Origin of the sequence: Thiocystis violacea, assembly GCF_016583575.1 — a bacterium.
GTDB classification, from domain to species: Bacteria; Pseudomonadota; Gammaproteobacteria; order Chromatiales; family Chromatiaceae; genus Thiocystis; species Thiocystis violacea.
The window spans coordinates 1-11,931 of record NZ_NRRG01000023.1; the positions used below are offsets into that span (position 1 = coordinate 1).

13 protein-coding genes are annotated in these 11,931 nt (G+C 64.6%); 4 read left to right on the forward strand and 9 right to left on the reverse strand.

The annotated features are described in order from the left end of the window. Window positions 1–47: 47 nt before the first annotated feature. The gene (locus CKO27_RS25290) at window positions 48–434 is read left to right on the forward strand and encodes a very short patch repair endonuclease (protein ID WP_420825829.1); all 387 of its coding nucleotides are present in this window, start codon (window positions 48–50) and stop codon (window positions 432–434) included. On the opposite strand, the gene sohB is transcribed toward CKO27_RS25290, so the two are convergent. Genes sohB through gpmI form a run of 3 tightly spaced genes read right to left on the reverse strand, consistent with a single transcriptional unit; the run spans window position 343 to window position 3,800 of the window. Further along, window positions 343–1,350, reverse strand: coding sequence for a protease SohB (sohB, locus tag CKO27_RS12245; RefSeq protein WP_420825830.1), 1,008 nt, complete (start codon window positions 1,348–1,350; stop codon window positions 343–345). The two genes, CKO27_RS25290 and sohB, sit on opposite strands and share 92 nt — an antisense overlap. 59 nt (window positions 1,351–1,409) lie before the next feature. Beyond that, the gene (locus tag CKO27_RS12250) at window positions 1,410–2,249 is read right to left on the reverse strand and encodes a thymidylate synthase (RefSeq protein WP_200375184.1); all 840 of its coding nucleotides are present in this window, start codon (window positions 2,247–2,249) and stop codon (window positions 1,410–1,412) included. Window positions 2,250–2,252: 3 nt separating this feature from the next. After that, window positions 2,253–3,800: a 2,3-bisphosphoglycerate-independent phosphoglycerate mutase gene (gpmI, locus tag CKO27_RS12255; RefSeq protein WP_200375185.1), complete on the reverse strand. Its 1,548-nt coding sequence runs from the start codon at window positions 3,798–3,800 to the stop codon at window positions 2,253–2,255. A 210-nt stretch (window positions 3,801–4,010) separates the two neighbouring features. Between gpmI and CKO27_RS12260 the strand changes: the two genes are divergently transcribed. Continuing rightward, the gene (locus tag CKO27_RS12260; protein ID WP_200375186.1) at window positions 4,011–5,270 is read left to right on the forward strand and encodes a glucose-1-phosphate adenylyltransferase; all 1,260 of its coding nucleotides are present in this window, start codon (window positions 4,011–4,013) and stop codon (window positions 5,268–5,270) included. Here CKO27_RS12260 and nikB read toward each other — a convergent pair whose 3' ends face one another. Genes nikB through folP form a run of 4 tightly spaced genes read right to left on the reverse strand, consistent with a single transcriptional unit; the run spans window position 5,271 to window position 8,264 of the window. Beyond that, window positions 5,271–6,191 (reverse strand): nickel ABC transporter permease, encoded by a 921-nt coding sequence (nikB, locus tag CKO27_RS12265; protein WP_338116009.1) that lies wholly within the window; start codon window positions 6,189–6,191, stop codon window positions 5,271–5,273. It lies immediately after the preceding gene. After that, the gene (locus tag CKO27_RS12270) at window positions 6,184–6,669 is read right to left on the reverse strand and encodes a L,D-transpeptidase (RefSeq protein ID WP_200375187.1); all 486 of its coding nucleotides are present in this window, start codon (window positions 6,667–6,669) and stop codon (window positions 6,184–6,186) included. The genes nikB and CKO27_RS12270 overlap by 8 nt, the downstream gene beginning before the upstream one ends. A gap of 45 nt (window positions 6,670–6,714) precedes the next feature. Continuing rightward, window positions 6,715–7,419 carry a monofunctional biosynthetic peptidoglycan transglycosylase gene (mtgA, locus tag CKO27_RS12275; RefSeq protein WP_200375188.1) on the reverse strand — a complete coding sequence of 235 codons (705 nt, stop codon included), beginning with the start codon at window positions 7,417–7,419 and terminating at the stop codon, window positions 6,715–6,717. A gap of 11 nt (window positions 7,420–7,430) precedes the next feature. Next, window positions 7,431–8,264: a dihydropteroate synthase gene (gene folP, locus CKO27_RS12280; protein ID WP_200375189.1), complete on the reverse strand. Its 834-nt coding sequence runs from the start codon at window positions 8,262–8,264 to the stop codon at window positions 7,431–7,433. A gap of 153 nt (window positions 8,265–8,417) precedes the next feature. Here folP and CKO27_RS12285 point away from each other — a divergent pair, with 153 nt between their 5' ends. Together CKO27_RS12285 and CKO27_RS12290 are read left to right on the forward strand one after the other, a co-directional pair. Further along, a complete protein-coding gene (locus CKO27_RS12285) occupies window positions 8,418–8,783 on the forward strand; it encodes a hypothetical protein (RefSeq protein ID WP_200375190.1) in 366 nt (121 codons plus the stop codon). A gap of 120 nt (window positions 8,784–8,903) precedes the next feature. Continuing rightward, window positions 8,904–9,278, forward strand: a complete 375-nt coding sequence (locus tag CKO27_RS12290) for a PilZ domain-containing protein (RefSeq protein WP_200375191.1) — start codon at window positions 8,904–8,906, stop codon at window positions 9,276–9,278. Window positions 9,279–9,305: 27 nt separating this feature from the next. Here CKO27_RS12290 and CKO27_RS12295 read toward each other — a convergent pair whose 3' ends face one another. Continuing rightward, on the reverse strand, window positions 9,306–10,775 hold the full coding sequence (locus CKO27_RS12295) for a glycogen synthase (protein WP_200375192.1): 1,470 nt from the start codon (window positions 10,773–10,775) through the stop codon (window positions 9,306–9,308). Window positions 10,776–10,807: 32 nt separating this feature from the next. Continuing rightward, window positions 10,808–11,908, reverse strand: a complete 1,101-nt coding sequence (locus CKO27_RS12300; RefSeq protein WP_200375193.1) for a hypothetical protein — start codon at window positions 11,906–11,908, stop codon at window positions 10,808–10,810. Between the last annotated feature and the right edge of the window lie 23 nt (window positions 11,909–11,931).

The window sequence follows — 11,931 nt, forward strand, 5'->3', positions numbered from 1 at the left end:
CGACGAACTCCGGCGATGTGCTGACGCCGGAGCAGCGTTCGCTCTGCATGTCACGCATCCGTTCGCGCGATACGAAACCGGAGATCCTGATTCGTCGCGCCCTCTTTGCCCGAGGCTACCGCTACCGTCTCCATGATCGAAAACGGCCCGGCCGGCCCGACATCGTCTTTCCCGGACGACGGGCGCTGATCCTGATTCATGGCTGTTTCTGGCACGCGCACGGCTGTCATCTGTCCGCCACTCCGACCACCCGCCGCGAGTTCTGGGAGAACAAGCTCCGGGAGAGTCGAGCAGGAGCGCATACTGAAACCCCTATACCCGATGAAATCGTTTCACAACCTCTCAGCCGCGCCAGGTCGCGAAGGCGCGATCGAGGGTGGCTTGCACACTGGAGAGCAGGCGTTCGAGCGGTTTCTTGTGGGCGCGGTATTTGAGTTTGAGCAGTTCCATGTCCTCGCCGGCGTCCATCACGAAGTCGTCGCTGGTCTGGATGGCGTCCACCAGACCCAGTTCGACGGCTCGCTGGCCATGCCAGTATTCGCCCGTCGCGACCCGATCCAGATCGAGACTCGGCCGGTACTCGGCGACGAATGCCTTGAATAGGCGGTGGGTTTCCTCCAGTTGCTCGCACAATTTCCGCCGGCCCTCGTCGGTGTTCTCGCCGAAGAGCGTCAGGGTCCGTTTGTGCTCGCCGGCCGTGTGAAGTTCGAAATCGACCCCGTGGCGCTCCAGCAGACGGTGGAAGTTGGGCAGCTCGGCCAGCACCCCGATGGAGCCCAGCACGGCGAATGGCGCGGCGATGATGCGATCGGCGACGCAGGCCATCAGATAGCCGCCGCTGGCGGCGACCTTGTCGACCGCGACCGTGAGCGGGAGGCCCTTGGCGCGGATGCGCGCCAATTGGGACGCCGCGAGCCCGTGTTCACTCACCATGCCGCCGGCATTGTCGAGCCGGATCAAGACCTGATCGCCCTCCCGCGCCTCCTGGATCAAGGCCGTCACCAGAACCCGTAAGGCCCCGACCTCGCTGGCGCGAATATCGCCATTGAATTCGATGATGAACAGCCGTTTGCGCTCGGCATTCCCAGCCTTTTCGCGCGTTTTCTCACGCTTGCGTTCTTGCTTGAGGAAGGCTTTGTATTCCTTTCTCGGCAGGGAAAATTCCTTGAGCGCATGGTTCAGTGAGCGATAGCGTTCCTTGAGATCCGTGATCTCAAGCTGCTCCGGGTGCGCGCCGCCCGAGCGGGCGCGCAACGCCAGGATCAGCAGTAATCCGATCGCGACCAGCAGGGTCAGTGTCTTGGCCAGGAAAAGGCCGTAGTCGAACAGGGATGCCAACAGGAGTTCCATCATGGACAAGAGCCTTCAAATTGAGAGGCACGCCCGTCTCGCGGGCGCGTCGTGAACCTTCAGACCGCGATCGGCGCGCGAATGACCGGGTGGGGATAGTAGCCGCGGATGTCGATGTCCTCGAAGCGATAGTCGAACAGGCTCGCCGGCCGACGATTGAGCGACAGGGTCGGCAGGGGCTTGGACTCGCGATCGAGCTGCTCGTACACGATCTCTGGCGTCAGATGGTTGCGATACAGATGCAGGTCGCCGAAGGTGTGGATGAACTCGCCCGCGACCAGATCGCACTGGTGGGCGATCAGATGCGTCAGCAGGGCATAGCTGGCGATATTGAAGGGCACTCCGAGAAAGAGATCGGCGCTGCGCTGATAGAGCTGACAGGAGAGGCGTCCGTTGGCCACGTAGAACTGAAAGAGGCAGTGGCAGGGCGCGAGCGCCATGTGTCCGGCCGCGACATTGGCCTGGGGACTGATTGTCTCGTCGGGTAGATCCGCCGGGTTCCAGGCCGAGACCACCAGCCGGCGCGAGTCCGGCCGGGTCCGGATCGTCTCGACCAGATCGGCGAGCTGGTCGATCACCCGTCCGTCGGGGCAAGGCCAGGCGCGCCACTGGGCGCCATAGATGGGGCCAAGATTCCCATCCTCGTCGGCCCATTCGTCCCAGAGGGTGACGCCCTCCCCGCGCAGCACGCCGTTGTCGGTCGAGCCGGACAGGAACCACAGCAGTTCGTGGATCAGGCTCTTGAGATGGATGCGCTTGGTGGTGAGCAGCGGAAAGCCGTCGGCCAGATCGAAACGAACCTGGCGTCCGAAAACCGAGCGGGTGCCGACCCCGGTCCGGTCGCCCTTGTCGGTTCCGTTCTCGATGACATCGCGCAGCAAGTCCAGGTAGATGCGCATGGCTCAGGTCATCGCCGGGCCGAGCAGGAGCGAGCGGCCGTCCATGGTATCGGGCACGGGAATCCCCATGAGCGAGAGCACGGTGGGCGCGATGTCCTTGATGCCGCCGCCGGTCGAGAGCCGCCAGGGCACCTCGTCCACGATCAGACAGGGCACCGGATAGAGGCTGTGCTGGGTGTGCGGCTCGCCGGTGACCGGATCGATCAGCTCGTCGCAGTTGCCGTGGTCAGCAGTGAGGATGATCGAGTAGCCGGCCGCGACCGCCGCGTCCATCACCCGTCCGGCCTCATGATCGAGCGTCTCGACCGCCGCGATGACCGCCTCGCGCACGGCAGTATGACCGACCATGTCGCCATTGGCGAAGTTGACCACGATGAAGGGATAGACGCGGCGTTCGAGCGCCTCGATCACGGTGTCCGCGACCGCCGGCGCGCTCATCTCCGGTTGCAGGTCATAGGTCGCCACCTTGGGCGAAGGGATGAGGGCGCGCTCCTCGCCGGGGAAGGGCTCGTCGCGCCCACCGTTGAAGAAGAAGGTGACGTGCGCGTATTTCTCGGTCTCGGCGCAATGGAACTGCGGCAGGCCGTCCCCGCTCAGGATTTCGCCGAGGGTGGTCTTGGGCATGTCGTGGTCGAAGGCGAAGGGCAGCCCGTACCACTGGTCGTATTCCATCATGCAGGTGACCCGGGCCCCGGTCATGCCCCGTCGGTCGAACTCGGCGAAGTCGGGCTTGAAGAGCGCGGACACCAGTTGACGGGGCCGATCCTTGCGGAAGTTGATGTGGATGACCTGATCGCCGTTCTGGATGGTCTCGCCACCCTCGATCAGCGTGGGATGGATGAACTCGTCGTCCTCGCCGGCCGCGTAGGCGGCCTCGATCGCCTCGCGGGCGCTCGCGGCGTGTCGCCCTTCCCCGTCGACCATCGCCCGCCAGGCCAGTTCGGTACGATCCCAACGGTTGTCGCGGTCCATGGCGTAATAGCGGCCAGAGACGCTGGCGATCTGGCCGCCGGCGACTTCCAGCGCGCCTTCGACGCTCTTGAGATAGTTCAGGGCCGAGCGCGGGGGCGTGTCGCGACCGTCGGTGAAGATGTGGACCATGGGTCGCGCGCCCTGATGCTTGCAGAGCTTGATCAGGGCGTTGAGATGATGGACGTGGCTGTGGACGCCGCCGTCCGAGACCAGCCCCATGAGATGGATCGGTCGGCCCTGCGCGGCGGCGGCCTGGGCGGCGGCGACCAGGGCGCGGTTCTCGAAGAAGCTGTGATCCGCGATCGCCTGGTCGATCAGGACCAGATCCTGGAACACCACGCAGCCGGACCCGAGGGTCATGTGCCCGACCTCCGAGTTACCCATCTGTCCGTCCGGCAGCCCGACCGACAGCCCCGACGCCAGGATGGCGATATGCGGATTACTGGAGAAGTAGCGATCGAGGTTCGGCGTGCGAGCCAGCGCGACCGCGTTGTTGGCCTTGGATGGATTCAGACCGAAGCCATCCAGGATGATCAGGATGACGGGGCGGCGCGGGAGGTTCTTCATGGGGTCGCTCATGGCTGCATTCCTCGGAAAGTGGCTATTCTAGCCGGAAGGGAGGGCTCCGAAACGATCCGGACGCGGCGACCCTCGATGGACGGAGGCGATCGCGTTTCTCCGCCGAAACGCGCGGGTGCCAAATATCAGGAAACCTCCGATCGAGAGGATTATCATGGGGCGCCAATATCAACAGTAGAAGTGCCCCCGCCACGGGGCCGCGGAGGATTCATGCAGAACGACCGTATCATCGCCTTCGTCATGGCCGGTGGCCAAGGCTCCCGACTCCAACCGCTCACCACCGGACGCTCCAAGCCCTCGGTCCCCTTCGGTTCCCGCTACCGGATCGTCGATTTCGTCCTCAGCAATCTGGTCAACTCCCAGATCCAGACCATTTATCTGCTGGTCCAGTACAAATCGCAATCGCTGATCGAGCACGTCCGCAAGGCCTGGACCATCTCGCCCCTGCTTCAAAACCAGTTCGTCACCGTGGTGCCCCCGCAGATGATGACCGGCGAGCACTGGTTCCAGGGCACGGCGGACGCCGTCAACCAGAACATCAACCTGATCGAGGAACATCGTCCGAGCCTGGTCGCGGTGTTCGGCGCGGATCACATCTACCGCATGGATATCCGCCAGATGGTCGATTTCCACCGTGATCGCAAGGCCGACGTGAGCATCGCCGCCCTACCCGTCCCGCTGCGCGAGGCGACCGAATTCGGCGTCATCGCGGCGGACGCGGACGGCCGGATCCGCGCCTTCGAGGAGAAACCCGCCCATCCCACGCCGCTAGCCTCGGACCCCTCCATGGCCTTCGCCTCGATGGGCAATTACATCTTCAGTACCGAGGTGTTGATGAAGGCGCTCAAGGAGGCCCAGGAGGCGGGCGAGACCGACTTCGGCCAGCATGTGCTGCCGCGGCTGCTGCGCACCCATCGCCTCTTCGCCTACGACTTCGCGACCAACGAGATCCCCGGCGTTCAGCCCTATGAGACGCGGGTCTACTGGCGCGATGTCGGCAACCTCGACGCCTATTTCGACGCCCATCTGGACGTGTTGGGCGCCGAGCCGACCTTCGATATGTTCAATCCGGACTGGCCGATCTACTCCAGCGGCTATCAGGGACCGGTGGCGCGGGTGCTTGGCGGCTACATCGAAAACGCCCTGCTCGGCGCGGCGACCATGGTCCACAAGGGGGCGACCATCAAGAACTCCATCATCCGCCGCGAGGCGGTGATCGAGGAGGACGTGGTGCTGGAGGACTGCATCATCATGGACTACGTGCGCGTCTGTCGCGGCGCGCATCTGCGCCGGTGCATCGTCGACCGGCATAACATCATCGAGGCCGGCGACCGCATCGGTTTCGACTCGGACAAGGACAGCCAGCGCTTCGATGTCAGCCCCGGTGGCATCACCGTGATTCCTCAGGGCCGCGTCAGCTACTTCGCCCGTGACATCCGGGGTTCCGGGCGGCGCGGCTATTCAGAATAATCAGCCGACCCGGATCCGTGGATCCACGGCGACATAGAGCAGATCGGTCGCCGTGTTGACCAGCAGATAGCTCAGACTGATGAGCAGCACCGCCGCCTGTACCAGCGGATAATCCCGGGTCTGGATCGCCTCGATCAGCAGGCTCCCCAGACCCGGCCAGGCGAAGACGGTCTCCGTCACCACCGCCCCGCCAAGCAGCGCCCCGAATTGCATCCCGATCAGCGTCAGGATCGGCAGCCAGGCGTTACGCAGGGCGTGCCGCCAGAGCACTGCCGTCGGCCCCAGCCCCTTGGCGCGCGCGGTGCGGATATAGTCCTCCCCCAACACCTCCAGCACGCTGCTTCGCACCATGCGCGCCAGAATCGCGGCGAGCCCGGTCCCCAGGGTGATCGCCGGCAGCACCAGACTGGCCACCCCCTCGCGGCCACTGACCGGCGTCCAGCCGAGCCAGAGCGAAAACACCAGGATGAGGATCGGACCCAGCCAGAAATTCGGGATCGCCGCGCCCAGCATGGAAAAACCCATGGCGCCGCGATCGATCGCGCCACCCTGATGCTGGGCGGCCACGACCCCGAGTGGAATGGCGATCAGGATCGCCAGCGCGAGCGCGGCGATCGCCAGCTCCAGGGTCGGGCCGATACGCTCGGCGAGCAGGTCAGCCACTGGCCGTTGCGCGTGGAGCGATGTGCCCAGATCCAACCGGGCGAGCCGCGTCAGATACTCCAGGTATTGCACGCCCAGCGGCCGGTCGAGCCCGAGCGAGGCACGCAGCGCGGCCTGATCGGCCGGACGCGCGCCCTCCCCCAGCATCACCGCCACCGGATCGCCCGGAACCAGGTGGATGAGCAGAAAGACCAGGGTACAGACACCCAGAACGACCAGCGCGGCCGAGCCCAAGCGCGTCAGCACCCGCTCAACCACCGCGAATCTCCACCAGCGTCCCGGTCGGCGTTTGGTCGAACAACTCGATCAGATCCAGATTGCGCATGCGGATACAGCCATGCGAACGGGGCTCGCCCATGGGTTCCGAATCCGGGCAGCCATGGATATAGATGAAACGTCTCAGGGTATCGACACAACCGCCGCGATTGCGTCCAGGCTCGCAGCCGCCAAGCCAGAGGATCCGGGTCAGGATCCAATCCCGATCCGGAAACCGGGCGGCCAGGGCTGCGTCATGGATCTCGCCCGTCGGCCGCCGCCCCCGAAAGACGGTCCCGACCGGACAGCCCTCGCCGATACGGATCCGCACCCGATGCCGCCCTCGGGGCGTGCAACCGCTCCCGCCGAGTTCGCCTACCCCATTGAGCCCGGTCGACACCGGGTAGTGGAGTCTGGATCGCGGCCCCTCGAACAGGGTCAGGGTTTGCCGCTCGATATCGACCAGGATGTTTCTCCGCATCTGTTTCCCCATCGATTCTCGTGGCGCGACCATGGAATTCCTGTCTTACCTCAACGGACGCTCGCCAAGCTGGCGCATCTGCCGGCCGATCCAGTCCGCGCGCCGTCGCACCCTGGCGGACGGTGCGTCCAGGCGATAGATGTTGGGATTGGGGAGCACGGCGGCGAGCAGCGCGGCCTCGCGAGCGCCAACCGCCGAGACGGGGCGATCCAGATAGCGCCAACTGGCCGCGCCGACGCCATAGGTCTCGGGTCCGAACTGGGCGATATTGAGATAGATCTCCAGGATCCGTTGCTTCGACCAGAGGGTCTCGATGAGCACCGTTAGCCAGGCTTCCAGCGCCTTGCGCGGATAGTCGCGCCCCGACCAGAGAAAGAGGTTCTTCGCCGTCTGCTGGCTGATGGTACTGGCGCCACGCAGTCGCCCTCCGGCCTGGGCCTGCGCCATGGCCTTGCGGATCTCGACCAGATCGAAGCCATTGTGATCGGGGAAGCGTTGATCCTCGGCCGCGATCACGGCCCGGGCGAGCGTGCCGGGAATCCGCTCCCAGTCGACCCACTCGTGATGGATGGGCAGCGGCTCCCCGGACCCCAATCGCGCGGAGATCTGGTGTTGGAGCATCACGGCCGAGGTCGGCGGATCCACCCAGCGCAGCATCAGAACCAACGTCGATGAGAGAACCAGAAAGCCGGCGATCAGCGCCAGCGACCATTTCAGGAATCGGCCCGACCAGTGTTTGAAACGCCTCATGTTCATCGCCATCAGCCCGCGCGACGGATCGCCCAGGCCATATCGGCGGCCTGACGGTTGCCGGCCACGTCGTGAACGCGGAAGACCTGGACTCCGGCCATGACGCCAAGGCTGGTGGTCGCGCAGGTCGCGGGCATCAGCTCGGTAGGTTCGACGCCACCGCAAATAGTGCCCATGAAACGCTTGCGGCTGGTTCCCAGCAACAGGGGGAAGCCCAGGCTCGCCAGGCGACCGAGCCCGGCCAGCAGGGCGAGGTTATGCTCCACGAGCTTGCCGAACCCGATACCGGGATCGATCAGGATCCGGCTCTCGCGCACGCCCGCCGTCAGGGCCGCCTCGACACGGGCGGCGAGATGATCGCGCACCTCGGTCACGACGTCCGAGTAACGCGGATCCAGTTGCATCGTCTCCGGCAGGCCCGGACGATGCATCAGCACGATGGGGACGTCCCGCTCGGCGGCCAGGGGCAGCATGGCGGGATCATCGAGTCCCGCCGAGGTGTCGTTGATCCAACTCGCGCCCGCGTCCAGCGCGGCGCGGGCGACAAGCGCCAGGGTGGTGTCGATACTGATCGGGATCTCGGACGGAACCCGTTCGCGTATGCGCCGAATCACCTCCAGAACCCGAAGCTCCTGTTCCTCGGGCGGAACCGGTCGCGAACCTGGGCGCGTCGATTCGCCGCCGATGTCGATGATGTCCGCGCCCTGGTCCAGCATCGCCAGGGCTTGCCGCAGGGCCGAGTCGGGATCCCCGTACCGTCCTCCATCCGAAAAGCTATCCGGAGTGAGGTTGAGGATGCCCATGATGAGCGGAGGACGGAGGCCGTCGTGGAATGGTTCGTTCATGGTGGACCGGATGATGACGGAAGACTTTGACGCCAGAGCTTGGGCGCGCGCATGATTTTGACAGGATATCGAATCCGCGCCAGCCGTGAAGGGTCCGTCCCGACCGCTCGCGCACCGGACGCGGCCAGAACCAAGCCTTAAGAGACACCTGACATGAATCAGAACCCCCCGGCCCTGATAACCTCGGTAGTCGCTGCGGTCGTGATCTCGGGATGCGCGCTCTCCGGCGGCCCGGTCGGCGCGCCGCCCCCACTCCGACAGCCCTCCGAGGCCGGCACCCTCGTCATCAGTCGGGACGGCTCGCTGATCGGGCTGTTCGGGACGATGCGCGTCAAGCTCAACGACCGCGACATCTATCGCCTGGGCCTCAATCAGAGCTACAGTACACGCTTGGATCCAGGGGAGTATTTTCTCCGCTATTCGATCGGGCTCAATGACTGCGGTGGAGCCTTTGGTATCAGGCCGAGACAGACCCTGAGACTGCGTCTGTCGCCGACTTGCATCATGTCGCGCCAATGAGAACGCCGTGATCCGTTCTCCATGCCCATGGAGTTCGATGGATTGCGAATAGGCTATCGAAACGATCCACACTGAGTCGTCCGGAGCGGTGTCTTTCCCACAACAAGAGGAAACAGATCCATGATCTCGGAAACGACGGAAGACGAGAGACGATGTTCCGAACGCCGATCCTGGGAATGCCATGCGCGGCTCTTTCCACTCAGCCTGGAGCCCCGCGCACCGATGCCGAGCATCCAGGCCGTGATCGCCCGCGACATCAGCGAGGGTGGATTACAGGTCCGTAGCGATCGGCTGTTCGCCATCCGCTCTCGCTTGTTGGTGGAAATGGAGGCGGTCGAGGTTCCGGAAGGCATTCAGGCGGTTGGATCCGTGGCCTGGATCTCGCCCGCCCCATCCAACAATCAGTGGTGCCTGGGTATCGAGTTCTCCGATATCGGAGACATGGCGCTCACCAGCATTCGCAACATCCTGCGTCGGGATCCAGACTCGGACTGAAACCGGTCGGGGATTGCGCCTTCCCAATCAATGCGCCCGAACATGGGCGTAGATTTCAAGATAGCGACGCGCGGGCTGACGCCAGGAATAGTCGCCCCGCATGCCGTTGATCCGCAGTTGGCGAAAGTATTCGGGGAAGCGTTTCCAGAGCCCGAACGCGCGGCTCATGGCGCTTTCCAGTCCGTCCTCGGTCGGATCGTCGAAGAGATAGCCATTGCGGGCCTCGAACGACTTGTCCGAGTAATGGGCATCGAAGACCGTATCCGCCAATCCGCCAACGCGCCGCACGATCGGCACGGTTCCGTATTTCATGGCGATCAGTTGGGTGAGTCCGCAAGGCTCGTAGAGGCTTGGGATCAGGATCATGTCCGAGCCGGCATAGATCAGGTGCGCCAATGACTCATCGTAGCCCAGCTCGATGCGACAATTGCGACTCGCGTCCATCGCCCTCCTGAGCCGCTTGAACTGCTCGTCGATCACCGGATCCAGGGCGGATCCCAGAAGCACGAACTGTCCGCCTTCCGCCAGGGTATGGCGGATGCCATGCTGAACCAGCTCGACGCCCTTCTGACGATCCAGTCGGCTGACCACGGCGATGATCGGTTTGTCGGATGACTCCAGGCCCATTCGCGAGCGCAGTTCCTTGCGGTTGGCGGCCTTCAGGGGCAGCGAGTTGGGGCCGAAGTTCACCGGGATGAGCGGATCCACCTCCGGGTTCCAAACGCTGTCGTCAATGCCATTGAGCACGCCGCCGAACTTGTGACGATGGCTGTGCAGCAGCGGCTGCAAGCCCATTCCCTGCTCGGTGTTCTGAATCTCCCAGGCATAGCGCGGCGAGACGGTGTTGACGAAATGCGCGTGCACGATGCCGCCTTTCATCAGATTCGCCAGTCCTGGGTCTCCCGGATCCTGCAAGCGCTCGGGCACCATCAGGCGCGCGGGGTCGAGCCCCACCTGCCCCAGGATGGCGGCCTCCACCCGGCCCTGGTAGCCGACATTGTGCAGGGTGTAGCAGACGCGGGTGTGTTCCAGGCCACGCGACTGGAACAGCTCGGCGAGCAGGACCGGAATCAGCCCGGTCTGCCAGTCGTTGCAATGCAGGATGTCGGGTCGGCGATCGGCCTGACAGAGCCATTCGAGCACCGCCCGTGAAAAGAAGGCAAAGCGCTCGGCATCGTCCGGTTCGCCATAGATACAGCCGCGCTCGAAGAACCGATCCTCCGAGCGCGGATCGATCAGCAGACAGTCGTATCCGTCCAGCGTCCCAGCGAACACGCGGCAATCGAGCAGGCGGTTCTGGAAGGGAACCTTCAGGTCGGCGCGGATCTCGCGCAACCCCGTCAGGGCCTCGCGCCGGAGAACGTCGTAGCAAGGAAGGATGACCTCGACCCGCTCGCCACCTCGGGCCAGTTCATGGGCCAGACCCTGAACGAAATCACCCAGACCACCAGCCTTGGCGATCGGCGCGCACTCGGCGCTCACCATGGCGATATGCATACGCCGGAACCCCCTTCCCTATTTATGACGGCTCAGTCTTCGCGCTGACTGTTCAGCTCCGGCGGCGGATGTTGCGCCAGGGCGCGTCTCAACAGATCGGGGTCGTCCACTCTCAGCACGAACTGAAAGCGCCCTCCAGGACCGACGCGATAGCGGTGGCCGAAGAGATCGATCTCGCTGTTGGGGGCCGCCCAACCGAGAATCCGCAGCTCGGCCTCGATCACCAGATCGTTTCCCGACGCCGGGGGCTTACCATAGCTCAGCACAGGGATCCGGAATGCGGCGACGGTCGCATTCTTCGCCGAGCTTCCATTGAAATCAGACTCGGCCCGCAAGTTCTGGCCAGGAATCGGACTCGGAGCCGGATCCTGAGCGTCCAGGCCGGACAGAGCGGGCGTCTGTGCGTTCCTATCACCATTCCAGGCGATCGGCGGCTCGCCGCCCACGATCAGGCTGGAATCCTCCCAGGCCCCCGTCTGGACGCCGTCGCCCGAGCGTGCCTCGTGGGTTTCCCAGGGACCAGCAGCCGAAGCAATGCCGGTGGACTTCGTCGAGACCGGCGCGGCCCCCCAATCAAAGGGGATGGATTGAGCCGGCTGATCGGCGACGCCTGACTCCAAGCCTGCCGGATCGCTTCGCGCTCCAAACCCGATGCCGTCGAGACCGAGCCCCCTGGCATGCTGGAGCCGGTTGGAGCGCGCCAGCAGTAACCAGCCACCCTCCCCGTTGACCAGGCCCAACTCGGCCTCGAAGCGCGAATAGTCGTCACCGATTCCGAACGAGAGGTCGCCGTGCCCGCCGATCCCGGACGGACGAAGCCGCGTCTCCTGGGCCAGTTCACCCCCGCCGTCATAGCGAAATCTGGTCAGACGCAGCACCGCCTCGGGACGCCCGTCCTCGACGGGGAATCCGGCCCCATGGCTCACGACGTCGTTCGCGCGCAGGCTCCAACTCACCCGGAGTTCTCCAGGCGCCCCAGGGTAGAGCACGAGACGGGTGCCATCGGCCGCGAGCGGGAATATCGGGGCAAGAGGGGATTCGGGAACCGCCAGATCCGGCGTGACCTCGCCCCCCGTCTTCCTGTCGGAGATTGGATCGGCGGGATCAGGCCCAGCCTCGATGCCATCCGTCATCGGACTCTCCGAGGCGCCATCGA